At 64.4% G+C, this 22,821-nt stretch carries 21 protein-coding genes and 3 pseudogenes; 7 read left to right on the forward strand and 17 right to left on the reverse strand.

Annotation, left to right across the window (positions count from 1 at the left end; genetic code table 11):
- Positions 1-79 precede the first annotated feature (79 nt).
- Together ACP8ML_RS00855 and ACP8ML_RS00860 are read right to left on the reverse strand one after the other, a co-directional pair.
- A pseudogene (locus tag ACP8ML_RS00855) lies at positions 80-352 on the reverse strand (helix-turn-helix domain-containing protein); the annotation flags it as partial.
- 73 nt (positions 353-425) lie between these two features.
- The gene (locus ACP8ML_RS00860) at positions 426-1,397 is read right to left on the reverse strand and encodes an NAD(P)H-binding protein (RefSeq protein WP_252906052.1); all 972 of its coding nucleotides are present in this window, start codon (positions 1,395-1,397) and stop codon (positions 426-428) included.
- On the opposite strand from ACP8ML_RS00860, the pseudogene ACP8ML_RS00865 reads away from it, so the two are divergent.
- Together ACP8ML_RS00865 and ACP8ML_RS00870 are read left to right on the forward strand one after the other, a co-directional pair.
- Positions 1,374-1,487, forward strand: a pseudogene (locus ACP8ML_RS00865) (transcriptional regulator); the annotation flags it as partial. The gene ACP8ML_RS00860 and the pseudogene ACP8ML_RS00865 overlap by 24 nt on opposite strands.
- 31 nt (positions 1,488-1,518) lie before the next feature.
- A complete protein-coding gene (locus tag ACP8ML_RS00870) occupies positions 1,519-1,875 on the forward strand; it encodes a WYL domain-containing protein (RefSeq protein ID WP_212750673.1) in 357 nt (118 codons plus the stop codon).
- Positions 1,876-1,896: 21 nt separating this feature from the next.
- On the opposite strand, the pseudogene ACP8ML_RS00875 reads toward ACP8ML_RS00870, so the two are convergent.
- Positions 1,897-2,007 (reverse strand): annotated as a pseudogene (locus ACP8ML_RS00875) (IS481 family transposase); the annotation flags it as partial.
- A 30-nt stretch (positions 2,008-2,037) separates the two neighbouring features.
- On the opposite strand from ACP8ML_RS00875, the gene ACP8ML_RS00880 reads away from it, so the two are divergent.
- A complete protein-coding gene (locus ACP8ML_RS00880) occupies positions 2,038-2,634 on the forward strand; it encodes a helix-turn-helix domain-containing protein (RefSeq protein WP_117188175.1) in 597 nt (198 codons plus the stop codon).
- Here the strand turns inward: ACP8ML_RS00880 and ACP8ML_RS00885 are convergent.
- The 3 genes from ACP8ML_RS00885 to ACP8ML_RS00895 form a co-directional block, all read right to left on the reverse strand.
- Positions 2,603-3,112, reverse strand: a complete 510-nt coding sequence (locus ACP8ML_RS00885) for a DUF2938 domain-containing protein (protein ID WP_486702984.1) — start codon at positions 3,110-3,112, stop codon at positions 2,603-2,605. The two genes, ACP8ML_RS00880 and ACP8ML_RS00885, sit on opposite strands and share 32 nt — an antisense overlap.
- A 339-nt stretch (positions 3,113-3,451) precedes the next feature.
- Positions 3,452-5,464 (reverse strand): ABC transporter ATP-binding protein, encoded by a 2,013-nt coding sequence (locus ACP8ML_RS00890; protein ID WP_117188171.1) that lies wholly within the window; start codon positions 5,462-5,464, stop codon positions 3,452-3,454.
- Positions 5,461-7,197 (reverse strand): ABC transporter ATP-binding protein, encoded by a 1,737-nt coding sequence (locus tag ACP8ML_RS00895; protein ID WP_486702985.1) that lies wholly within the window; start codon positions 7,195-7,197, stop codon positions 5,461-5,463. Before ACP8ML_RS00895 ends, ACP8ML_RS00890 begins: the two co-directional genes overlap by 4 nt.
- Positions 7,198-7,373: 176 nt before the next feature.
- Here ACP8ML_RS00895 and ACP8ML_RS00900 point away from each other — a divergent pair, with 176 nt between their 5' ends.
- Positions 7,374-8,663 carry an ABC transporter substrate-binding protein gene (locus ACP8ML_RS00900; protein ID WP_486702986.1) on the forward strand — a complete coding sequence of 430 codons (1,290 nt, stop codon included), beginning with the start codon at positions 7,374-7,376 and terminating at the stop codon, positions 8,661-8,663.
- Between the two features lie 92 nt (positions 8,664-8,755).
- Positions 8,756-10,288, forward strand: coding sequence for a lysine--tRNA ligase (lysS, locus tag ACP8ML_RS00905; RefSeq protein ID WP_462553103.1), 1,533 nt, complete (start codon positions 8,756-8,758; stop codon positions 10,286-10,288).
- Positions 10,289-10,380: 92 nt separating this feature from the next.
- On the opposite strand, the gene ACP8ML_RS00910 is transcribed toward lysS, so the two are convergent.
- Positions 10,381-10,662 (reverse strand): cell division protein CrgA, encoded by a 282-nt coding sequence (locus ACP8ML_RS00910; protein ID WP_016666773.1) that lies wholly within the window; start codon positions 10,660-10,662, stop codon positions 10,381-10,383.
- Between the two features lie 123 nt (positions 10,663-10,785).
- Here ACP8ML_RS00910 and ACP8ML_RS00915 point away from each other — a divergent pair, with 123 nt between their 5' ends.
- Positions 10,786-11,664, forward strand: coding sequence for a DUF881 domain-containing protein (locus ACP8ML_RS00915; RefSeq protein WP_065673021.1), 879 nt, complete (start codon positions 10,786-10,788; stop codon positions 11,662-11,664).
- Positions 11,665-11,730: 66 nt separating this feature from the next.
- The gene (locus tag ACP8ML_RS00920; protein WP_065673022.1) at positions 11,731-12,360 is read left to right on the forward strand and encodes an anthranilate synthase component II; all 630 of its coding nucleotides are present in this window, start codon (positions 11,731-11,733) and stop codon (positions 12,358-12,360) included.
- A 1-nt stretch (position 12,361) separates the two neighbouring features.
- Here ACP8ML_RS00920 and pknB read toward each other — a convergent pair whose 3' ends face one another.
- From pknB to ACP8ML_RS00970, 10 genes are all read right to left on the reverse strand, one after another.
- Positions 12,362-14,260: a Stk1 family PASTA domain-containing Ser/Thr kinase gene (gene pknB / locus ACP8ML_RS00925; protein ID WP_486702987.1), complete on the reverse strand. Its 1,899-nt coding sequence runs from the start codon at positions 14,258-14,260 to the stop codon at positions 12,362-12,364.
- A gap of 57 nt (positions 14,261-14,317) precedes the next feature.
- Positions 14,318-15,745 carry a peptidoglycan D,D-transpeptidase FtsI family protein gene (locus ACP8ML_RS00930; protein ID WP_117188161.1) on the reverse strand — a complete coding sequence of 476 codons (1,428 nt, stop codon included), beginning with the start codon at positions 15,743-15,745 and terminating at the stop codon, positions 14,318-14,320.
- Complete coding sequence (locus tag ACP8ML_RS00935; RefSeq protein WP_117188159.1) at positions 15,742-17,148, reverse strand: FtsW/RodA/SpoVE family cell cycle protein; 1,407 nt, start codon at positions 17,146-17,148, stop codon at positions 15,742-15,744. The genes ACP8ML_RS00930 and ACP8ML_RS00935 overlap by 4 nt, the downstream gene beginning before the upstream one ends.
- Positions 17,148-18,602 (reverse strand): PP2C family protein-serine/threonine phosphatase, encoded by a 1,455-nt coding sequence (locus ACP8ML_RS00940; protein WP_117188157.1) that lies wholly within the window; start codon positions 18,600-18,602, stop codon positions 17,148-17,150. The genes ACP8ML_RS00935 and ACP8ML_RS00940 overlap by 1 nt, the downstream gene beginning before the upstream one ends.
- A 3-nt stretch (positions 18,603-18,605) precedes the next feature.
- A complete protein-coding gene (locus tag ACP8ML_RS00945; protein WP_117188400.1) occupies positions 18,606-19,094 on the reverse strand; it encodes an FHA domain-containing protein FhaB/FipA in 489 nt (162 codons plus the stop codon).
- A gap of 2 nt (positions 19,095-19,096) precedes the next feature.
- Positions 19,097-19,786, reverse strand: coding sequence for an FHA domain-containing protein (locus ACP8ML_RS00950; RefSeq protein ID WP_016666781.1), 690 nt, complete (start codon positions 19,784-19,786; stop codon positions 19,097-19,099).
- 171 nt (positions 19,787-19,957) lie between these two features.
- The gene (locus ACP8ML_RS00955; RefSeq protein ID WP_486702988.1) at positions 19,958-21,019 is read right to left on the reverse strand and encodes a glycosyltransferase; all 1,062 of its coding nucleotides are present in this window, start codon (positions 21,017-21,019) and stop codon (positions 19,958-19,960) included.
- Positions 21,020-21,024: 5 nt separating this feature from the next.
- The gene (locus ACP8ML_RS00960) at positions 21,025-21,603 is read right to left on the reverse strand and encodes an arsenate reductase/protein-tyrosine-phosphatase family protein (RefSeq protein WP_065673026.1); all 579 of its coding nucleotides are present in this window, start codon (positions 21,601-21,603) and stop codon (positions 21,025-21,027) included.
- Between the two features lie 5 nt (positions 21,604-21,608).
- Positions 21,609-21,878, reverse strand: coding sequence for a PqqD family protein (locus ACP8ML_RS00965; protein ID WP_016666784.1), 270 nt, complete (start codon positions 21,876-21,878; stop codon positions 21,609-21,611).
- Entirely contained in the window at positions 21,875-22,813 is a 939-nt protein-coding gene (locus ACP8ML_RS00970) for a nucleotidyltransferase family protein (protein WP_486702989.1), read from the reverse strand. The genes ACP8ML_RS00965 and ACP8ML_RS00970 overlap by 4 nt, the downstream gene beginning before the upstream one ends.
- Positions 22,814-22,821 lie beyond the last annotated feature (8 nt).

Consider the following 22,821-nt stretch of genomic DNA (forward strand, 5'->3'; position numbering starts at 1 on the left):
CTTGGACGCTAAACATTGACGTAACGGCAAGGTCAACCCTGTAGGTTGATCAACGTGTCCGGTCAGTGCACCTAGGGCAGGACAACTGCACCGGCCCCTCCCGCAAGCGCAGCCGCAAGGTGATGCAGCGCCGAGTGGTCTTCTGACTGGTCTTGTTCGGCGAAGAGTGCGGGCGTGAGCTGCAGTCTTGCATCGGCTCGCCGGCTAGGTAGCGGTCTATCCACCGCTTCACAGTCGGTCAGGACACCTGGAATCGGGCAGCGACCTCACTAATCTGCCAGCCCTGGTCAACGACCAGACGGGCGTCGATGAGCCGGTGGCGGGGCGTGAGAGCTGCGTTGGCATGGGGCACTGGTTCTCCTCATGGGGGCGGGCGGCCTCCTCGAGGAAGCCGCCCGCCGGGGGTTGGTCACTGGTCTGGTCGGTCAGAGCGCAGGGAGGAGCTCGTCGTGGATCCAGCTGGTCAGGGTTGTGGGTGTCGTCGTGGTGAGGTTTCGCGGCTGCTCGAGGTGGAAGTCGTCGCGTAGTCCGGTGCTCATGCCGAGGACGGCGTCGGCCATCATGGGCGGCATCCCGGCGGCGAGGTAGTTCTGGCGCATTGCGGTATCGCTGATCTGCTCCACGTGCACGGTGTGGCCGACCTGCTCTGTGAGGGTCTGGGCCACCTGTCGCCAGGACAGGTCTTGTGGTCCGTGGACGGCTTGCACTCGGTGGCCGTGCCACTGGGTGTTGAGCAGGGTGAGGCTGGCGACCTCGGCGATGTCGCGCGGGGCCGCCCAGGCCATGGGCTTGTCCGGCGGCAGGACTGTCGTCAGGCGCCCCTGCCGGACGGCGTTGACGTCGAGGAGCAGGTTGGTGAAGAAGTAGCCGCAGCGCAGGTGGGTGACATCCCCGTCGAGTGCATCCAGTGCGACCTCGGTGCCCGCGAGACCGTCGATCTCGCCGGCGCCGTGACGCTTCTCGGCGCCGACGCTGCTTTGGAATACGACGCGGCCGATTGCGTTGGCAGTGGCCGCCTCCACCAGTGCCTGTGTGGCCAGGGCATAGTTCGCGAGGGGGTCGGGTGACATCACGCTGGGATCCACCCAATAGATCGCGTCCACGCCCCGCGTCGCCGCCCTGACCTGATCGGGGTCGGTGGAGTCGGCTTCGACGACATCGGCGTGGTCCCGTACCGCCCGGGGACGTTCTTGGGGCTCCGGGCCAAGAGCAGCGGGCGCACTCCGACTCGGATCAGCATGGTGGTGACGTGGCGCCCGACGTGGCCCGTCGGGGTCGTGACCGCGATTCGCACGTGAGTCTCCTTTCAAAGGGTCTCGTTCAGCGACGCTAGCCACAGATCCGGCCTGTTCTTGTCCTCGTTTCGGGCGACAATGGCCGCATGGAGACCCCTTCATCGCGCGCTGCTCCTGCTGTCCCTCTTGCAGACCGGGCGTGACTGGACCGCATCGGAGCTCGCGCAGCACCTCGACATCGCTGACCGGACCGTCCGCCGTGACATCGCCCGGTTGCGCTCCCTTGGGTACGACATCCGCTCCGCGCCCCGGGCCCGGTGGCACCTATCGGCTCGTGACGGGCGTCAAGATCCCGCCGCTCCTGCTGGACGCCGACGAGGTCTGTACCCTCGCCACGGGCCTACTCGTCCTGGAAGCGGGTGGAGCAGACGCGTCAGCGGCGGTCGTGCGCGAGGGAATCTGGTACCTCATTGCCTACGACACTCAGCGGGCAGACTGGCGGCTGTTCCGCCTCGACCGCGTCCAGGATGCCGCTTCTCAGGCCGCGCCTCTCGATGCCACCATGCCCGACTTTCCCGCCGCCTCCATTCAGGAGTGGCTTACCACTGACTTCAGACGATCGCGGACTCACGACAACTAACGTGTCCGGTCAATACACCTTGGAGACTTGGAACCGGGCGGCGACCTTGCTGATTGGCCACCCGTCCTCGACGACGAGCTGGGCGACTTTGAGACGATGGCGTGGAGTCAACGCAGCGTTGGCGTGTGACACAGACCCCTCTACTGGAAGTGGGAGCAGGCGATGGAAGACGTTCTCGGGGGCGTGGGACGACGCCTGCGCAGTGTCCGGACCGCTCGCCGCATGACTCTGGATGACCTGTCACGAATGACGGGAATCTCCGTCTCGACCCTCTCGCGACTGGAATCTGGCGGTCGCAAACCACCCCTGGAACTGCTGCTGCCGCTGGCTCAGACTTTCGGGCTGCCGCTCGATGACCTTGTCGGAGCGCCCCCGATAGGAGACCCGCGGGTCCACCCCCGGCCAGTCCGCCGCAACGGGATGACGGTTATCCCGTTGTCACACATCCCGGGCCCCCAACAGGCACTCAAAATGGTCATCCCCGCCACGAAGGACGCTCCAAGGCTGACGCGGCACGAGGGGCACGAATGGATGTACATCTTGTCTGGCGAGCTGCGGCTGATCGTGGGTGACCACGACTCGGTCCTGCTGCCCGGCCAGGCGGCAGAGTTCGACACGCGCACCGCTCACTGGTTTGGCAGCACCGGGCGTGGACCAGTCGAGATCCTCAGCTTGCTGGGCCTTCAGGGGCAGCGCGTCCACGTCGCTGACCCCGCATCTGGCAATGTCACGCCGTCATGCGCTGCCGGATCTGCTTGAGTGCCACGCCGGAGAGCCACAGGCCGATCCCGTAGGCGCTGTGAGCCCGCAGACTGCCGAGCCGCGCCTGCGACGGGCTGGGAGTCTTCGATGCCGCCACGCCGAAACCGAACGCCGGCTGTATCACGAACCATGGGGCGCCCACTGTTGCCAGTCCCATCGAGACAGCCGGCACGAACCGCGGATCATCCAGCCATTTTGAGTCGGCAAACGCCAAGGCCACCGCGAAGCCAGAACCAATCGTGTAGTGAGCACCCCAACCCAAGGCCCTCTCACTTGGAACAGGTTCGGCCGTCATGATCGACTCATGTCGAAATCGGCCAGCGGGCATGTGCCCGAGCCAGCGCCCGACCAAGGCGTAATCCAGCGAGCCAGTACCACGAGTACGCCGCAACACCTCCGCCGTCAGGTCCATCACTGCCGTCGCGCCGACCCCCACGACAACGCCCTGAACGACCCGACTCGCTGAAAGTCTCATGTTGCACCTCTCCCGACCGACGATGAGCTTCTATGAGACCAGTACGCGTGTCGACCCAGCAAGAGAATTTGCCACATCAGCAAATCAATCAACTTCTCCGGTCAGTACAGGTAGGTCGCCACGTGGGACTGGCCATCTCGCCCCAACCGTCGCCATCAGCTTCGCCAGCGACTTCGAGGCCGTGACGACCACCCCCACGATCCACCTCGTCACCTCCTTGGAGGCTGAGTTAGACGCCGTTATCGCCTGGACGAACGCGCTGGCTCCGCTGCGCGCCAAGGGCTGGTCGTCGCCAGGGGGTTTCCGGAGCAGCGTCCGATGGTCGTGGGCCCCGGCCCCTCACACGTCGGCCGGTGCCGCCCCGTCGGCGTCCGCCGCGTTGAACTGCGACTGGTAGAGGTCGTGGTAGTGGCTGCGCCGCTCGAGGAGCTCGGCGTGCGACCCCTGCTCGACGATGTCGCCGTGTTCCATGACGAGGATGAGATCCGCGTCACGGATGGTCGAGAGCCGGTGGGCGATGACGAAGCTGGTACGTCCCTTGCGCAGGTTGGCCATGGCTTCCTGGACGAGCATCTCGGTTCGAGTGTCCACCGAGCTGGTGGCCTCGTCGAGGATGAGCAGGTCCGGGGCGGATAGGAAAGCCCGAGCGATGGTGATGAGCTGCTTCTGACCGACGGAGACGTTGGATCCGTCCTCGTCGATGACGGTCTGGTAACCGTCAGGCAGGGTGTTGACGAAGTGGTCGACGTGAGCGGCCCGGGCAGCGTCGAGGATCTCCTCCTCGGACGCCTCCGGGCGGCCGTAAGCAATGTTGTCGTGGATCGTCCCGCTGAACAGCCAGGTGTCCTGCAACACCATTCCCAGTCGAGAGCGCAGTTCGGTGCGGGGGACCGTGGAGATGTCGAAGCCGTCGAGGGTGATGGCCCCGCCGTCGACCTCGTAGAACCGCATGAGCAGGTTGACCAGCGTCGTCTTGCCAGCACCGGTGGGTCCGACTATCGCCACCGTCTGGCCCGGCTCGGCGACCAACGAGAGGTCGGCGATGAGAGGTTTGTCGGGGCTGTAGGAGAAGCTCACGTGGTCGAAGACGACACGTCCCTTGGTGGCAGGGAGACTGCTGTCGGCGTCTGTGGACATTTCGTCGGCATCGAGGACCTGGAAGACGCGCTCTGCCGAGGCCACTCCTGACTGCAACAGATTCGCCATGGAGGCGATCTGGGTGATCGGCTGGGTGAACATTCGGGAGTACTGAATGAAGGCCTGGACATTGCCCAGAGGAATCTGGCCCTTGGCCACCCGCAGACAGCCGATGAGCACGATGACGGCGTAGTTGGCGTTGCCGAGCAGGAACATCACCGGCTGGATGAGTCCGGAGATGAATTGGGCCTTGGCGGTGGCTCGACGAAGCTCCTCGTTGCGTTCGTGGAATTCCTGGGCAACGGCCTGGGTGCGGCCTAAGGTCTTGACCAGAGCGTGGCCCGAATACGCCTCTTCCACGTGGGAGTTGAGTTCTCCGGTGGCCTTCCACATCTGGGCGAACTGCCCCTGCGCCTTCTTGCCGATGGCTCCCGCGATGACTCCGGCAACCGGGATGATGACCAGGGAGATCACCGCCAGCAACGGGGAGATCCAGAACATCATGATCAACACGCCGATGACGGTCAGCAAGGCGTTGAGGAGCTGTTGGAGGGTCTGCAGCAAGGTCTGCGAGACGTTGTCGATGTCGTTGGTCATCCGGCTCATGAGCTCGCCGTGGGGCTGACCGTCGAAGTAGGACAGCGGCAGTCTCTCCAGCTTGGCACCGACCTGACGACGCAGGTCGTACATGGATCGTTGGATCGCGGTGTTGAGCAGGAATCCCTGCAGGAACATCAGCAGGGCGGCGCAGGCATACAGGCCCAGGGCCCAGGCCATGATGACGCCGAGTCGGTGGAAATCGATGCCGGAACCGATGATGACATCGGGGTACTGCTGCAGCAGGGTGATGATCTTCCCGCGATCGCCACTCTGACCGGCCTGGCCGAGCTTGTCGATGAATTCGCCGGCTGTCATGCCACGCGCTTGCGGGACGTGTCTGCCCAGCTGTTTTCCGACAATGCCGCCGAAGATGACGTCGGTGGCCCGGCCCAGGATCTTGGGGCCAATGACATTGAAGCTCACCGAGATCACAGCCATGATGACGACAATGGTCAGGACGAGGCGATGAGGCTTGAGCTGGCCGAGCAGCCGCCTGAGGGACGGGCCGAAGGAGATGGGCTTCTCAGCGACCCGGCCGCCGCCTCGCCGCGACGAGGCTCGGGCGAGCTCGGCATGCTCGTTGCGGGCGGGAGCTTTCTCGACCTTGCCTCTCATGCCGCCTTCTCGGTGGAGAGCTGGGAGTCGACGATCTCGATGTATGTCGGGCAGGACTCGATGAGCTCGTCATGGGTTCCCTTGCCGACGATGCGTCCGGCATCCAGGACGAGGATCTGGTCGGCATTGCGGATCGTCGAAACTCGCTGGGCGATGATGAGCATCGCGGCACTGCCTTGGTGGGCCTCCAGCGCGGCCCGGAGCCGGGCATCAGTGGCGACGTCGAGGGCGCTGAAGGAATCGTCGAAGACGTAGATTTCGGGGGCCTTGACCAAGGCCCGAGCGATGGACAGTCGCTGTCGCTGGCCGCCGGAGACATTGGTGCCGCCCTGGGAGATGGTGGCGTCCAACTCCCCGTCCATTCGGGAGACGAAGTCGTCGGACTGAGCGATGCGCAAGGCGTCCCAGAGCTCATCGTCGGTGGCGTCGGAGCGGCCGTCGCGCAGGTTGGAGGCCACCGTGCCGCCGAAGAGGTAGGGCCGCTGAGGCACCAGACCGATGCAGCTCCACAGGACCTCGGAGCCGTAACGGCGGACGTCGACACCCTTGACGAGGACCTGCCCGTCGGTGACGTCGACGAGGCGCGGGATGAGGTTGACCAAGGTTGATTTGCCCGAGCCCGTCGAGCCGATGATGGCCGTCGTCGTTCCGCGCTCCAGCTCGAAGGAGATCTTGTGGAGCACCGGTGCGGAGGCTCCGGGGTAGCTGAAGGTGACGTCGCGGAACTCCAGCAGGGTGGGGTTGTCGGGCAAGGTCGTCACCGGTTCGGGGTCAATGTGGAGGGACGACGAGGTCTGCAGCACTTCTGCGATGCGGTTGGCGCAGACCGAGGCTCGCGGCCACATGACGACGAGGAGTACGGCCATCATGACGCTGATGAGGATCTGCATGAGGTAGGTGGTGAAGGAGGCGAGGACGCCGACCTCGGTCTTGCCGCTGTCGATCTGGTGGGCCGCGAACCAGAACACTGCGACCTGGGACAGGTTCATGATGAGCATGACGAGCGGGAACATCGCGGCCATGGTTCGTCCGACACTGACCTGGATGTCGCGCAGGGAGGAGTTGGTGGCGTCGAAGCGGGCCGCCTCATGGCGTTCCCGGGCGAAGGCTCGCACTACGCGGATGCCGGTGATCTGCTCGCGAACGACGCGGTTGAGGTCGTCGATACGTTTCTGCTGGCGTTTGAACAGCGGACCCATCCGGGAGACGATGAGCCCCGCTCCAATGCCCAGCAGCACGACGGCGACGGCGATGATCCACGACAGGGAGACCTCGGCTCGGATCGCCATGACGACGCCGACGACCATCATGATCGGTGCTCCGATGAGGACGGCCAAGGTCATGAAGACCAGCATTTGCACCTGCTGGACGTCGTTCGTGGTGCGGGTGATGAGGGACGGAGCTCCGAACTGGTTGACCTCACGGGCCGAGAAGTCGAGGGTGCGGGTGAAGACGGCGTCGCGGATGTCGCGTCCCATTCCCATGGCGACCTGGGCGGCCAGGAACACTGCGATGACCTGGCAGATCGTCTGTCCCAGGGCGACGGCCAGCATGAGGAGGGAGTGTGAGGTGACGTAGCCGGTGTCGACGCGGACGACTCCCTGGTTGATGATGTCAGCGTTGATCGTCGGGAGGGTCAGCGCGGCGATCTGGGCGCAAATCTGCGCGACGACGATGACGATCACCTGCAGGCGATAGGGCCGAAGGTGTCGGGCCACGAGTTGTGTCAGCACGAGTGCTCCTCGGACAGGGACATGTGCAACCGGCGTCAGAGGATCTGCCGGGCGGCCGCGAGCGGCACGATCGACACCCTAGAGGAAATGAGCAGTGTTGTCCGCATGTCGTCAGACGGGTCGGCCTTGTCAGTAGGCTGTGAGACACTGAATCCGCTGTGTCGTGAGAGGTGACGATGAGACGCAAGCTGGCCCTTGTGGTGGCGGGGGTGCTTCTCGTCGGCACAGCTGCGTGTTCACAGACGTCGACACCACTTGCCAAGCCTAGTCGTGACGATTCGGTCGAGGTCTGGCATCGGATGTCCATGGCATCTGACCTGCCGAGCTTGGAGAGCGCCGGTGACGGGTACCAGCGTCGTAACCCTGGTGTGACACTCAATTTGCACGCGATCTCCTCGACGACCGACACGTACCTCAACACCTTGGAGACGTCGGTTGAGGAGGGCAAGGCTCCCTGCATGGCTCAGGTGCCGAGCACGTCGGTGGCGAAATTGGCCCATCACGGGGTGCTGGAGGATGTCACCCAGTACGCCGAGCAGTACCGCGACAAGTACGACCGCGGCCCGATGTCGCGGGTTGCGTACCAGGGGCGGACATACGGACTTCCGATGGACACCTCCCCGATGGTCCTCTTCTACGATTCCGACGCCTGGTCCGAGGCCCATGTGTCAGCTCCCAAGAACTGGGAGGAGTTCCGTGCCGCGGCCACGATTCTGGCGTCTACGGGCAAGGCGGTGTCAGATATGCCGATTGAGAAAACCGGGTGGCTGGCAGCGATGTCCGACACCACAGGATCGCCATGGTTCGTCCCGCTGAATGACACGACCTGGCGGGTTGGGATCGATTCTGACGGGGTGCGCAAGCTCACCGACGAGTTGCAGCGGATGGTCGAGGCCAAGCAACTCGTCGTATCTCATGGATGGGAGTCGGTGCAGACCGATTTCTCCTCCGGGAAGATTGTCGGACACATTGGCGCTCCCGCTGATCTTCCGGATCTCACGACTGTCGTCGGGGCTGGGCGGCACCATTGGAAGGTCACCACCATTCCTCCGCTCGAGGGCAGTGATTCACGGGTGGCGTCGTATCAGGGCTCGTCGTGGGTGGTCCTCAAGGGATGCAAGACGCCAAGTGAGGCATTGGACTTTGCTGACGCCCTCGACGACCAGCCCGAATTGCTGACGGGGCGTGGTCTCATCCCAGCTGGTAAGGCCGAGAGAATGACGACGCCGGCGTCCTTCAAGACGTTGGTCGGCAACGAGGACGTCGTCGGGGACCTGGCTGATCTGGGTCGCAAGATTGACGACGACTCCTCGATCTCGCCGGTGTGGGACGAGGTCGCGGCGGCCTGGCGCCCCAGTGCGAAGCTCTGGGCGACGAAGACGAAAGTGTCTGGGACGTTGCCTGCGTTGGCATCGAGGGCCAGAGGTGCCTTGGTCGCTGGTGGGTTGAAGGTGGCTGAGGGGTAGTTTGATCCGTCATCATTGTGTCCCGAGGGGATGCACGAAAAACATGGCTTGGCCAAATCGTTCCCTCCCCTCCTCTTCGATAGGATTTCCCGGTGAGTTCTGACACCGTTTCCAGCCAGTCCCCTGAGGTCTCCGAGCAGATGCAGGTTCGTCTCGACAAGCGGGCCCGGATCATTGCCGACGGAGGCCAGGCCTACCCGGTTGACCTGCTGCGCGACCACACCCTGGCCCAGATCCGTCAGAAGTACACCGACGACCTCGGCGAGTTGACCCTGGCCCCCGGCGAGGAGACCACCGACGAGGTCGCCATCGGCGGGCGTGTCGTCTTCGTCCGCAATACCGGCAAACTCTGCTTCGCCAGCCTCCAGGATGGGTTCACCGAGACTTCCAATGGCGAACGTCTGCAGGTCATGCTCTCCAAGGCCGAGGTCGGCGACGAGGCCCTGGCGGCATGGAAGTCCGACGTCGACCTCGGAGACCACGTGTGGGTGCGTGGCCGTGTCGTCGTGTCCCGCCGTGGCGAACTGTCCATCATGGCCTCGGAGTGGCGGATGGCATCGAAGGCTCTGCGTCCCCTGCCGACCCTCCACAAGGAGCTTTCGGAGGAGTCCCGGGTGCGTCGTCGCTACGCCGACCTGGTCGTCCGCGACGAGTCCCGTCAGATGGTGCGCACCCGCGCCATCATCACCCGCGCAGTGCGTCACGCCCTCGATGAGCGTGGCTTCCTGGAGATCGAGACCCCGATCCTGCAGCTGGTCCACGGTGGTGCCGCGGCTCGTCCGTTCAACACCCACCTCAATGCCTTCGACATCGACATGAGCCTGCGCATCGCCCTTGAGCTCTACCTCAAGCGCGCGATGGTGGGCGGCACCGACCGTGTCTACGAGATGGGCCGTGTCTTCCGCAACGAGGGCATCGACTCCAGCCACTCGGCCGAGTTCTCCATGCTCGAGGCCTACATGAGCTGGGGTAACCAGTTCACCATCGCCGAGGTCATCAAGGACATCATCATGGAGGTGGCCGACGCCCTTGGCATCCACCAGATCGAGACGCCCAAGGGCACCATCGACCTTGATGGGGAGTGGCGCTGGGTCAGCGTCTACCCGGGCCTGTCGGAGAAGTTGGGACGCGAGGTCACCCTCGACACTCCGCTGGAGGAATTGCAGGCCATTGCTGCCGAACACGAGATCGAACTCGATCCGTCCTGGGAGGCCGGCAAGGTCGTCATGGAGCTCTTCGGCGAGCTCGTCGAGCCTGAACTCATCAACCCCACTTTTGTGTGCGACTACCCGGCCATCGCCCAGCCCCTGGCCCGCCCGCACCGCGACGACCCGCGCATGGTCGAGGCCTGGGACCTCATCATCGGCGGTATGGAGCGCGGCACCGGGTTCTCGGAGCTGGTCGACCCCGTCATCCAGCGCGAGGTTCTCACCAAGCAGTCCCTGGCCGCTGCGGCCGGTGACCCGGAAGCCATGCAGCTCGACGAGGACTTCCTCGAAGCCCTCGAGTTCGGCTGCCCGCCCATGGGCGGTCTGGGACTCGGCGTCGACCGTCTGGTGATGCTGTTCACCGACGCCGGTATCCGTGAGACGATCCTCTTCCCGCTGCTCAAGCCCGAGCACTGACGATGTGAGGCCTGCCGGGAATGTCCCGGCAGGCCTTTCTGTTCTGTTTCAGGATTGGGCGAGCCCCAGCCTCCAGTTCTGCCTGCGCCAGTTCACTTCCACAAGGTGGCGACGCCGAAACCGGCGGCCATGAGGCACATGCCGATGAGGACGTTCCAGTCGCCGAGATCCTTCATGCCGGGGATCTGGTTGCCTGCGATGTAGTAGACGATCAGCCACAGCACACCGAGTAGGAAGAGGGGGACGAACACCTTCGGCACCCAGGAACGATCAACCGGCGCAGCCTTCTTCTCGGCCCGGCGCTCCTCGACCTTGGCCCGGTTCTTGGCCTGGGCCTTCTTCTTGGCTTCCGGTCTGACCTTGGATTCGGGCACGGTGACTACTCCTGGGGTTTCGAGGACACGCCCACCGAGCGTGATTGGGACAAGTGTTACTTGGCTAGCCTAGAGGACGATCGCCAATTCCGGCGACACGGGTCGGGCTGCGAGGAGGGGACGATGAGCGACGACGACGCCGAGGACGTCCGTCGTGATGACTCCACCCCTGAGCATTCCGATCCTTCTCCCGCCACTGACCCTGCGCCTGACGGGGCTGACACGCCCGAAGAGGTAGATGAGGACGTCGTCGGTGACCCCCTCATCCAGGACATCCGCTCAGACTCCCGTCATCCACGGCTGGCCAGATTCGCCACGGTGCTCGTCATGGTGACGGCCGGATTCATGATGACGACGGCCGCGGTCAATTCGCGTGGTCATGACCTTCGTCCCGAACGCGACACTGACATGGCCACCCTCGTCCGTAATCAGGCCAGTCACAATGCCGCCCTGCAGAAAGAGGCAGCCAGCCTGCGAGCCCAGGTTGACGAGCTCTCCAAGGCCGATCAGACCCCGGGCGTCACCTCCTCGACCGTCCCCTCGGCGTCAGCCTTGGCGCCCTCGGTGGGTCTGGGAGCTGTCAGCGGCAAGGCACTGCGGGTCACCCTCGATGACGCTCCCCTCAGTGAGAATCCCGACGGGGTCGACGCCAACATGCTCGTCGTCCACCAGCAGGACATCCAGATGGTCGTCAACACCCTCTGGGCTGGGGGAGCGGAAGCCATGACCATCCAGGGGCAACGAGTGACCTCCACCACAGCCGTGAAATGTGTCGGCAACACCGTCGTCCTGCACGGAGTCGCCTACGCCCCGCCCTACGTCATCGAGGCGATTGGGGACCGCTCCGCCATGGAGCAAGCTCTCGACACCTCCGAGGCGGTGCGCATCTACAAGGGGTACGTGAGTGCCTACCAGCTCGGATGGTCGGTGGAGCGGGTCGGTACGGTCACGATGCCGGCCTACACCGGCACCGTCGCCATGGGCCACGCCACTCCCCGCTGAGTCGGTGCGCCTGACACAACCTGAGCATGATGGCGTCTCGACGCCGGCCTGCGACACAATGACCCCATGACAGCCAGGATCCTCGTCGTCGACAACTATGACTCCTTCGTGTGGAATCTCGTGTCCTACTTGGGACAGATCGGGGCAGACACCACGGTGGTTCGCAACGATGATCCTCTTTTCGAGGATCCGCAGTGGTGGGTTCCTTTCGACGGCATCCTGCTGTCGCCTGGCCCCGGACACCCCGAAGACGCCGGAGTGTGCGTGGACATCCTGCGTGGTGCCCCCCGACCGATTTTTGGCGTGTGTCTGGGAATGCAGGCCATGGCTGTCGCGTGGGGAGGCCATGTCGGACGTGCAGAGGAGCAGTTGCACGGCAAGACCTCGCCGATTCACCACGAAGGGGCGGGAGTTTTCGCTGGTCTTCCTGACCCGCTCGTCGTCACCCGCTACCACTCCCTGGCCGTCGATGAAGTCCCGACCGAGTTGGAGGTGACAGCACGCACGGACACCGGTGTCGTCATGGGCCTGCGTCACCGCAGTCTGCCGGTCGAGGGGGTGCAGTTCCACCCCGAGTCAGTACTCTCCCAGCACGGTCATCAGATGCTCGCCACCTGGCTGGCCGAATGCGGGGACCCGGAAGCCCCCTTCCGCGCCAGCCAGATGAGCCCGCTGATGAGCGCGGCGGACTGCTGATTCAGCCGTGAGATGACGACGGGCTGGCCGTCGACGTCGGGACCGGTGCGATCGACGTCGAGGGGTCGTCCTCGCTCGGAGTAGGGCTCGTCGGGGCCTCGTGGGTCGGTTCCGGTGGTGCCACGGCGACGAGCACCCTGATGGCAGTTGACCGCTTGGCAGTGGCGCCGTAATCCGGGTCCTGGCCGAACACCGTCCCCGGAGCGGCCGAGGACGTCGTCTGACGCTCCACGGAGATGGAGAATCCGTTCGAGCTGGCAGCGGCGTTGGCCTCTTCGACGCTCATGCCCTTGAGATTGGGAACGATCGACTTACCGGTCGCGATCGTCAGGGTCACCTGCTGTTCGGGGGTCAGCGACGTCCCCGCAGCCGGGCTGACGGAGTCAACCGTGCCCGCCTTGGCGGTATTCGGCTCGGTCTTCGGATCGTCGTCGGTGACCTTGATCTGGGTGTCCGAGAATCCGACGTCCTTGAGGGCCTTGACGGCATCCGACCTGGACATCCCGACGGTGTTCTGGGGGATCGTCAGCTTCTTCGGCCCGTCATTGACGGTGATCGTCACCTTGCTGCCCTCAGGAACCTTCTGATTGGCAGCAGGATCCTGGGAGACGACCTGGTTGGCAGTGGACTCATCCTTCTGGACGTGCTCGACCTTCACCTTGAGGCCGGCGTTCTCGAGGGTCGAGGTAGCTCCCTGCTGACTCAGACCAGTAACCGCCGGGACATCCACCATCTTCACGGTGCTCGACGGCGTCGTCGGAGACGGCGAGGGGTTCGAGGAGGGGTCATCAAACATCTTGTACAGGCCGAATCCGAGCAGGGCGACCAACGCGACGATCAGGATCGTCACGAGGGCGATCGGCCAACGCTTGCGCCGGGGTTCTTCAGGCTCCTCGGGGCTTTCGGTCCGAGCCGGAGTGACACCATCTCGCTGAGCAGCGGCAGCTGGAGCGGGACGAGTCGCGGTGGCAGTCGCCGCAGCAGCCGGGACGAGGTGGGTCTGCTCCTCCGTGTCAGCCTCGGGATCGGCGTGAGTCCGTATTGCCAGTGGCTCGCGTCCAGACAACAGGCGATCAATGTCGTCACGCATCTGCTTGGCGGTCTGGTAGCGATCGGTCGGGTCCTTCGCCAGGGCCTTGAGGGTGATGGCGTCCATCTGTTGAGTGATCTCGGAATCCAGCGAGGACGGCGGGGCCGGGATCTCCCGGACGTGCTGGTAGGCCACTGAGACGGGGGAGTCGCCGATGAACGGCGGGCGTCCGACCAACAGCTCGTACAGCAGACAGCCGGTGGCATAGATGTCGGCTCGGTTGTCGACTGTCTCGCCGCGAGCCTGCTCCGGGGAGAGGTACTGGGCGGTGCCGATGACGGCTGCCGTCTGGGTCATGGTGGCAGAGGTGTCGGCAACCGCGCGGGCGATGCCGAAGTCCATCACCTTGACGTACCCCTCACGGGTGAGCATGACGTTGGCCGGCTTGATGTCACGGTGGACGATGCCGGCGGCGTGGGAGTAGCTCAGCGCCTCGAGCACACCCTGGGTGAACTCGAGGGCGCGGCGGGGAAGGATCTTGCGGCCGTCGCGCAGCACGTCGCGCAGGGTATGACCGTCAATGAGCTCCATGACGATGTAGGGCACCTGCAGGCCGGTTGTCGGATCCTGCGTCTCACCAGTGTCATACACGGCGACGATGTTCGGATGGTTGAGGCGTGCAGCAGACTGCGCCTCACGCTGGAACCTGGCCTGGAAGGTGTCGTCGCTGGCGAGGTCGGCGCGCAGCCTCTTGACCGCGACGTCGCGGCCGAGACGGTGGTCGCGGGCCTTCCAGACATCGGCCATGCCGCCACGACCGATGAGGTTCTGCAGTTCGTAACGCCCGGAGAGCCAACTCTCAGTGCTCATTGAGGGATCTCCTTTGTGGTGAGACGTGGTGGAATGTGCTGGTTGTCTGTCTAACTGTCATCTCATCGCCTCGATGACATCTTTGGCGATGGGAGCCCCGAGTCGGCCTCCGGAGACCTCGTCGATGGCGGTGTCTGAGGATTGGACGAAGACCGCCACTGCGACGTGTGGCTTGTCCGACCACCCAACGAACCACGCGTAGGGAGCCTTGCCCTTCATCGTCTGCGCAGTACCGGTCTTTCCGCCAACGGTGACCCCGTCGATGCGTGCCCTCTTACCAGTGCCGTTGTTGACCACCGAGACCATCATCGACTTCAGCTGCTCGGCCGAGTCCTTCGTCATCGGCTGCGACATCTGCTTGGGATGATGCTCGGAAACCACCTGAAGATTCGATGCCCGAACCTGCGTGGTGAGATAGGGGGTCATGAGCTTGCCACCGTTGGCGATTCCGGCGGTCACCATCGCCATTTGGAGCGGGGAGGTCGCGACGTCGAACTGGCCGATGGAGCTCTGCGCCAGCTGAGCGTCGGTGAGGTCTTCGGGGAACCTCGAGGCGACCGACGAAATGTCGGAGTCGACAACCTTGCCAAACCCGAATTGCTTGGCCTGATCACGGATCTTGTCCTGGCCTAGGCCCACCCCGAGCTTGCCGAAGGCGGTGTTGCATGAGATGTCGAGGGCATGGGTCAGAGTGATCTGCTTGCCCCCGCAGTTGGTTTCGTTCGTCAACGGAGTGCGGGTGCCGGGCAGGATCCAGTTCTCCGGCGCATCCACTGTGGAATTCGGGGTGTAGCCGTTCTGCAGAGCTGCAGCGGCCGTCACCAGCTTGAAGGTTGAACCGGGTGCGTAGATCTCTCGGGCGGCGCGGTTGGACAGCGGAGACGACTTGTCCGCAACGAGTTCCTTCCATGCCTGGCTGGTGTGGTCGAGGCGATGGGAGGCCAGATCGTTGGGGTCGTAGGAGGGGGAGGATGCCATGGCAAGTACCGCGCCGGTGGTGTAGTCGAGCGCTACGACGGCGCCCTTCTTGCCCTTGAGACCTTCCCATGCGGCGTCCTGGGCCTTGGCGTTGATCGTCGTGGTGATCGAGCCGCCCTCAGGCTTGTGACCGGACAACGTCCCCGTGATTCGGGAAAGCCACTGGGTGTCGGAGGTACCCGTCAGCTGGGCATTCTGGGTCTGCTCGAGCATGGAACGCCCGTAGTAGTAGGAGTAGTACCCGGTGATGGGAGCGTACTCCGGCCCGGAGGGGTAGACGCGCTGGTAGGCGAATTTGCCGTCGCTTGACTTGGTGGTCGCGATGGGCATCGAACCGACGAGGATGTCACCACGGTTCTGGGAGAACTCGGCGTCGCGCACTCGAACGTTGCGAGGATCGTTGTTGAGGCTGGCCTGCCGGAAGATGGCTGATCCGGTGAGATTGGCCATGAGGGCCAGGAACATCAGCCCAGCGAGCAGGGAGACTCCGCGAATCTGCTTGTTCATCGCGTGCCTCCATTCGGGATGACGGCGGTGGCGTTCTGGGCCTGGGGGTCGGCGGGAACAGTGGCGACGAAGTCGTCGTCAGGTTTTCGGTTTCGGTGCGACACGATCATGATGATCGCGACGATGATCCAGTTGGCCACCAGGGACGACCCGCCTTGGCTCATGAATGGCGTCGTCAGACCGGTAAGGGGCAGTAGCCGGGTGACGCCACCGATGATGGCGAAGACCTGGAGAGCAAGGGTGAAGGACAGTCCAGCGACCATGAGCTTGCCGAACTCGTCGCGACAGCCGAGGGCCGTGCGCATGCCGCGAGCAGTGAGGATGAAGAACATCACGATGACGGCCATGAGGCCGGTGATGCCGAGCTCCTCGCCGATCGAGGTGGCGATGAAGTCGCTCCATGCCAGTGGCACCATGCCAGGGCGGCCGAGCCCCCAGCCGCGACCGGCGAGACCACCCCACGCCAATCCGAACTGGGCCTGGATGATCTGATAATTCTGGCTGTAGTCAGTGAAGGGGTGCAGCCAGGAGTCGAAGCGGATGCGGACGTGGCCGAAGAAGGCGTAAGCCAGCGCAGCACCGCCGACGAGGCTGGCCGCTCCCAAAATCGCCCATCCGACACGCTCGGTCGTCATGTACAGCATCACGACGAACATGCCGTAGAAGAGCATTCCGGTGCCTAGGTCGTTCTGGTAGACGATGACGAGCATCGTCGCAACCCACATCACCGCGATCGGGCCGAGGTCACGGGCGCGCGGCAGGGTGATGCCAAGGAATTTGTGGCCGGCACGGGAAAGTACATCGCGGTTGTCGACGAGGTAGGCCGCGAAGGCGATGGCCAGCAGCACCTTGGACACCTCGGCGGGCTGGAAGCTGTAGGAACCGACGTGGATCCACACTCGCGATCCCAGCACCGACATTCCCAGGCCGGGGACCAGCGGCAGCATGAGGAATCCCAGTCCGACGATGAACAGCACGTAGGGGTACTTCTGCAGCTTGCGGTGATCCCGCAGCATGAGCAGGGTCGCCACGAACAAGATGATGCCCAGAGCCGTCCACAGGGCCTGGGTCTCCATCCGGTGATAGTGCGGGTCGGGGATGAGGTCGATGCGGTGAATCATCGCGAGCCCGAGCCCATTGAGGGTGAAGACGATGGGCAGAATCGCGGGGTCGGCGTAAGGAATGACGATCCTCACGATGATGTGCGCGATGACGGCTACTCCCAGCCAGACGCCGCCGACCATCATCCAGGTCTCGGGCAGCTCATGGTTGATGTTGAGCTCGGTGAGTACCCAGCCGCCGAAGCCAATGGCCCAGGCGATGAGAAGCATGAAGAGTTCCGTCCAGCGTCTCTTTGACTGGACGACGACGGTGCCGTCATCGAATTCCGGTACGACACTCATCAGCAATCACCCGAACTGACGGCGGGGAGGTCCACCTCATGCCCCGAGGCGCTCGGTGAGGGCATCGCGGGGGTCGGTACTGCAGACGGGTGAGGAATACCGGAACTGCTGGCGGACGGTTGGGGTGATGCCGACGGGGTCGTCGAGGGTCTGGTCGGGGCAGCAGGCGGGGTCGTCGCCATTTCGCGCACGGCCTTGCAATGCTCGGCTCCGGTACGCAGCTCAGCAACCGTGGAGTGGGCGGACTCCATCGAGGAGACGCGGATGTTCTCCGAGACTCGATTTCGGTAGTAGCGCGGAAGATCAGTGGTCTTGACGTCCGTCGTCTCAGCGACGTGGGAGAGCTGGATCCACGCCAGGCTGTCCGGTGATCCCTGATAAATCGCCACCGCATTGCCGTCGGTACCCACGTAGTACTGCGTGTCGAGGTAGGCGCGAGTGCCAAAGATGCCGCCGGCGACGACAACGGCGACGGCGAGGACGACCACGGGCCACAGCCAGTGGCGACGACGGCGTGTCCGGGAATCCACGGGCGCATAGCGCATCGACTCCTCCGCCTCGGAGTCGAAGAGCACGGTCGACGTGCCGGCGTCCTTCGTCGCGGAGGACGGTTGCTCGACGGAGAGCGGAGCGGTGACCTCGTGCTCGGGAACCTTGCGGGTCGTCGCTGCCCCGATGATGTGGGGCTCGGAGGCGTCCAGGACGGGATCAGCCTCGACGACCTCGGCGACGACGATGGTGATGTTGTCGGTGCCGCCACCGGCATGGGCATCCGTCGTCAGCAGATCGACGACGTCGTCCAGATTGGTGGTGTTGAGGTGCTCGGCGATCGTCTCGTCGTCGACGAGACCGCACAGTCCGTCAGAACAGAAGAGGATGCGGTCTCCCAACCGGAGATCCACGATCTGGGTGTCCGGGACGTGCTGGGGCTGGCCATTGAGCACCTTGAGAAGGAGGGACCGATGCGGATGAACGGCGGCCTCCTCGGGGGTGATCCGACCATCATCGATGAGGGACTGCACCCACGAGTGGTCGTGGGTCATCCGCTTCATGCGGCCCTGACGCAGCAGGTAGCCGCGGGAGTCACCGATGTGGACCACGCCGAGCTGGGTGCCTGAGAACATCGCTCCGCAGAAGGTCGTCCCCATGCCCTCCAGGGAGGAGTCCCACGCCACGAGGTCGGCCAGTTCGTCATTGGCGTCAGCCACCGCACCAGCCAGAACGGTGAGCATCTCCTCTCCCTGCGGGCGGCACGGGGAGTCCTCCCCGGAGAACCTCTCGTCAGCTTGGGTGACGTGACGCACGGCGACGGTGGAGGCGAGGTCACCTGCGGCGGCACCGCCCATGCCGTCGGCGACGACGAGCATCCTCGGGGAGACGTACCCCGAGTCCTGGTTGTTGCGTCGCACCAGGCCAATTTCGGAGTGGCATCGAACGTCGAGGGAGAAGGCCATCGCTCACCGCCCGCCGGTGACGGTCATGACGGTCCTGCCAATTCGCACCTCGTCCCCCACCGACAGGCGCGTCGGGTTCTCGATGCGCTCACCGTTGACATGGGTGCCATTCGTCGAGGCCAGATCCTCGACGAACCATGCGCCGTCGATGCCGGGGCTGAACTCGGCATGGCGGGTGGAGGCGTAGTCGTCGTCAATGGGAAGGGTGCAGTCGTTGCCGCGCCCCACGGTGACGCCGTTGGCCAGCGGGACATATGTGCCGGCCCTACTGCCGGAGATGACCTGCAGACCAGTCGGTGCCGGGGCGACCTCGCGACGACGAGCCTTGCGGCCCTTGCCACCTCGCCCAGAACCCACGGCAGCGGCCTCAGCATTGCGAGGCACCCGGTGACCGTAGATGTCGGTACGAATGACGTTCGTGACGAGCAGGATGAAGATCCACAACACCGCCAAGTAGGCAATGCGTAACAGTGTGACGAGGAATTCGCTCACGATCACATCCCCGTCGGAGAATGGACCAGCATCCGTGTGGAGCCGATCTCGATGCGTGACCCGTCGCTGATCTCAGCGCTGGAGACCTTGACTCCGTTGACCGACACCCCATTGGTGGAGTTGAGATCCTCGATGGACAGGCCAATTCCGTCGCCCTGGGGCCAGACGTTGACACGAGCATGGAGACGAGAAATGCCCGGATCGTTGATGCGAATGTCAGCATCGGAACCTCGGCCGATCGTCAGGCCCGGGGGAGTGAGGGGATGACGCACCCCGTTGACCTCCAGTACCAGTGGCGCACGACGGCCAGCGGTGGCCTTGGCGTGGTTCTCGCCCGTCAGAACGGTGAATTTGCCGACTGGTAGGGAGTCGTCCAGGTCGTAACGGATATGGATGGGCCCGTTGAAGACGTAGTGACGCTCGCTGGCGTGGTCACGCAGGGTGGGGATGATCTCGGCATTGAGGGTCTTGGTGTAGGGGACGAGACGCTCGTAATCATGGCTGGACAGCCGGACCACGAAATCATTGGGAACCAGTGACTTGTCGCGGGACAGGATCTGCGCTTCGGAGTCGAGCTCGCGCTGCAGCCGACCGGCGATCTCCACCGGCTCAACCTCGCCACGGAAGGCGCGCGCGAAGACGCCACTGACGGCGCCTTCGATCGACTTCTCGACCTTGTCCAGGAAACCCACCCGGCTCCTCCTTCCGGCTGACATGTCAGGCTGGGTAGCCCGTTTCACACGGGCTACCACCATGCGAGTGTACCCAGAAGGTCCGACGATACCCTGTGGCGGTCGTGTTCCGCGTGGCGGACGTCGCACTCGAAAGCGGCTTCGGAAGCGCCACCGGGGCCGGTGGGAAGGTCAGCGGCGGCTGCGCCCCACGGTGAACATGAGGTCGAGCCATGCGTCGCCGATCTTCGAGCTGCCATGGTCGGAGACGACATCGGCCGCAGACTCGCGCTGGATACGACGCAGCGGGGCATCGGCCATGCCCTGGGAAAGAGCGCTGGCCAGTTCCTCCATGTTCGTGGCCGGATATCCGCTGCGAGAGAGGATGTCAGCTGCCGCAGGGGTGTCGGCGTAGGCAATGGCGGGCAGTCCGGCACCAGCGGCGTCGAGGATCCGGGAGGCGAGGTCCTCCTCGCGGGTCAGGACCAGGGCCAACTCACTCTGGTTCATGATGGTGTTCTCAGATCTGGCCGGGTGGATTCCGACGTCACGGCGGGCTGCCACTGCGGAGTGGATGCGGGTCTCGTCGTCGAGGCATACCTCCAGGGACCAGCCGGGGACGACCTGGCAGGCTCGGTCGAAGGTGGCGAGGGCTTCCGAGAGCTCCTCATCGGTGCATGGGCCGAGCAGGGCGACTCGCTTCGGACGGTCACCAGGGGTCGGGCTGGCGCCTGCGGCCGGCACACCGATGGAGTGCACCGGAACACCGAGGTGCTTCCAGGGATTGGTGTCGGGGTTCGGGGTGACGACGAGGTCGACGAGCTGGGGGAGCTCATCAGGAGCCTTGTCGGGGTCGGTGGCGAGCAGGACGACGACCGGACGGTCGGCCTGACCAGCGACCGGGAGATCAGCGATCTCGTCGAGACGGCTGGGATCGGTCACGATGATCGCGGACTGGTGGTCGAGGCTCTCGCCGAGGTCCTGGCGAGTTTTCTCCTGACGGTGGAGTGACCACTTTTTCAGGACCTTGCGGGCCGGGGCTGGCACCGACGAGGGGGCCGTGATGCCCTTGGATCCTTCGATCGGAAGCTGTGGCACCTCGATTCCACGGCGGGAGAACTCATCGGTGAGATCGGCGACGAGGCGATCGGGACGGTTGTCCCCGGTGGCGGTCACCATGACGATGCGGCGGAATCCGCGGGTGACGTGGGTTGCGCGGTTGATGGTCTGGGTGAGGCCGAGATCGAGGTGCATGGTGCTCATTCTGCCGCGCGACGGGGCCTCACGGGGGTCAGCATGTGTTCTAGATCCTCGAGAAGTCCGTCCAATTCGTCGGCGCAGGCCCGTACGACCTCACTGCTGCGACGGTAGGGATCCTCGATGTCGTCTGTCGAGCCAGCCGCGAAACGGTTCTGAAATGCCTTGCCAATGACCTGTCGAGGGTCCATCGTGGGGTCGTCCCAGGTGAGCCCACTGGCGATTGCGACGAATTGCGGCAGAGTGAAGGTCCGTTTCATCACTTGCGGCCACCATCCAACGATGGCGTCCCGTTGTCCGGCCGTCATCGTCAATATGAGGTCGGCATCCTCCGCGTCGTCGATCTCGATCTGGTGGGAGGAGGTCGCGGTCGCCTCGGATTGATGGCGTTCGAGCTCGCGGCGCATCCGCTCCCACATCGGCAGGCCTTCCTCGGCCTGGATGCCTGAACTGGAGACCTCGAAGCGCGAGGGATTGAACAGGTGGGCTGCCCGGGCATGGCAATACGCCGAGCGGCAGATATTGGCCGTGCAGACGAAATGGATTCGCAGCGGGGCCGTCGAGTGTGCGTGTTCGGTCATGATCGTCAACCTCTCGCGATCACGGTACCGAGTGATTCCAGGTGGTGGAGGTAGCTGATGACGTCCTCACAGATGTGGTCGGCAGGCACTTGGACCAGGGCGGCGACGTCCGCGACGATCTCCTCGGTCGTCGCTCCCGGGCGCTCGGCGACGGCGTCCCAGATGATTCCGCCGCTGCTGTCGAGGCGATACACCTGGGTATCCGGGACGGTAGCCACAGCTACGCCATCCTCGTCGTACGTCCAGGCCACGTTGGGGCTGATCCGCCACGTCATCGGCGTCCCTTTCGACGTCGGGAGTCCAGCTGCTTGCACACCTGTTCCCGGGCGACGTGAAAGACCTCCTGGGAGGCCCTGACGGTGCGGTCCCAGTAGCCGCGAACGATGTCGGCGCGGGTGAGGTCATGGCCGAGGTCCATGCGGAGGTGCGGTCGATTGAGAGCGAGGGAATTCAGAACTACCTTGACGGCTTCCTTGCGGGTGGGGGCGGCGCGGACTCGAGCGCGCCACTCGTGCAGACGACTGGGGTCGCCGGTCGAGAACTGTCGCCACAGGTCATAGGTGCGGTGTCCGCGGTACTGCTCCAGTTCGCCGATGGCGGCGGCCAGGGCGACCTGGGCGTCGAGATCGCGGGCCAGGGTGCGCACCGTCTGGCGCTCCTGATCGCTGGCGTCGTCCCAGCATCGCACCTTGTCGGGATGGTTCGGGTTGCCACTGCGGGCGGCATGCAGCAGGAGGATGAGGCGCTGGTCGGTGACGCTGGGAGTGTGGATGGGGGTGTGGGCGATGTCGATTCCTTGACGACGGGTCCACAGGGCTTGGAATGCCGGTGAGGGCGCGATGTCGATGCCAGGGAATTGACGGTGGACGTCGACGTAGCCGAGGAGCTCGTGCCAGTAATTGGCGGCGTGACCGAAGGCGGATCCCTTGCGGAAGTCGGCGACCTTGTGCCAGCCGTGATTGACCAGCATGGACTCGAACTGGGCGAGGTGCTCAGGACGCACGAGGACGTCGGCATCGGTGGAGTGGCGCGGGATGACGATCTCCTCGCCGTTGACGACACGGCGCGCGAGCAGGTCGGGGGACACGGCGGGGCCCTTGACGTGCAGCAGGTCGGCACCGCATCGGTTGGCCAGCCGCTGCAGGACGCCGTGGGTTAACTCGATACGGCTCGCAGTGCCGATCGGTGTCCCCTCGATCATGTCATTCATCGGCTTGG

It is taken from the genome of Cutibacterium sp. LaCa_255, assembly GCF_057458005.1.

Bases quoted from the DNA above. Each gene is read 5' to 3' on its own strand.
- ACP8ML_RS00860 (WP_252906052.1), bottom strand. From the start codon at position 1,397: ATGAAGGGGTCTCCATGCGGCCATTGTCGCCCGAAACGAGGACAAGAA.
- ACP8ML_RS00880 (WP_117188175.1), top strand. From the start codon at position 2,038: ATGGAAGACGTTCTCGGGGGCGTGGGACGACGCCTGCGCAGTGTCCGG.
- ACP8ML_RS00885 (WP_486702984.1), bottom strand. From the start codon at position 3,112: ATGAGACTTTCAGCGAGTCGGGTCGTTCAGGGCGTTGTCGTGGGGGTC.
- ACP8ML_RS00890 (WP_117188171.1), bottom strand. From the start codon at position 5,464: ATGAGAGGCAAGGTCGAGAAAGCTCCCGCCCGCAACGAGCATGCCGAG.
- ACP8ML_RS00900 (WP_486702986.1), top strand. From the start codon at position 7,374: ATGAGACGCAAGCTGGCCCTTGTGGTGGCGGGGGTGCTTCTCGTCGGC.
- ACP8ML_RS00915 (WP_065673021.1), top strand. From the start codon at position 10,786: ATGAGCGACGACGACGCCGAGGACGTCCGTCGTGATGACTCCACCCCT.
- ACP8ML_RS00920 (WP_065673022.1), top strand. From the start codon at position 11,731: ATGACAGCCAGGATCCTCGTCGTCGACAACTATGACTCCTTCGTGTGG.
- pknB (WP_486702987.1), bottom strand. From the start codon at position 14,260: ATGAGCACTGAGAGTTGGCTCTCCGGGCGTTACGAACTGCAGAACCTC.
- ACP8ML_RS00930 (WP_117188161.1), bottom strand. From the start codon at position 15,745: ATGAACAAGCAGATTCGCGGAGTCTCCCTGCTCGCTGGGCTGATGTTC.
- ACP8ML_RS00935 (WP_117188159.1), bottom strand. From the start codon at position 17,148: ATGAGTGTCGTACCGGAATTCGATGACGGCACCGTCGTCGTCCAGTCA.
- ACP8ML_RS00940 (WP_117188157.1), bottom strand. From the start codon at position 18,602: ATGGCCTTCTCCCTCGACGTTCGATGCCACTCCGAAATTGGCCTGGTG.
- ACP8ML_RS00955 (WP_486702988.1), bottom strand. From the start codon at position 21,019: ATGCACCTCGATCTCGGCCTCACCCAGACCATCAACCGCGCAACCCAC.
- ACP8ML_RS00960 (WP_065673026.1), bottom strand. From the start codon at position 21,603: ATGACCGAACACGCACACTCGACGGCCCCGCTGCGAATCCATTTCGTC.
- ACP8ML_RS00965 (WP_016666784.1), bottom strand. From the start codon at position 21,878: ATGACGTGGCGGATCAGCCCCAACGTGGCCTGGACGTACGACGAGGAT.
- ACP8ML_RS00970 (WP_486702989.1), bottom strand. From the start codon at position 22,813: ATGAATGACATGATCGAGGGGACACCGATCGGCACTGCGAGCCGTATC.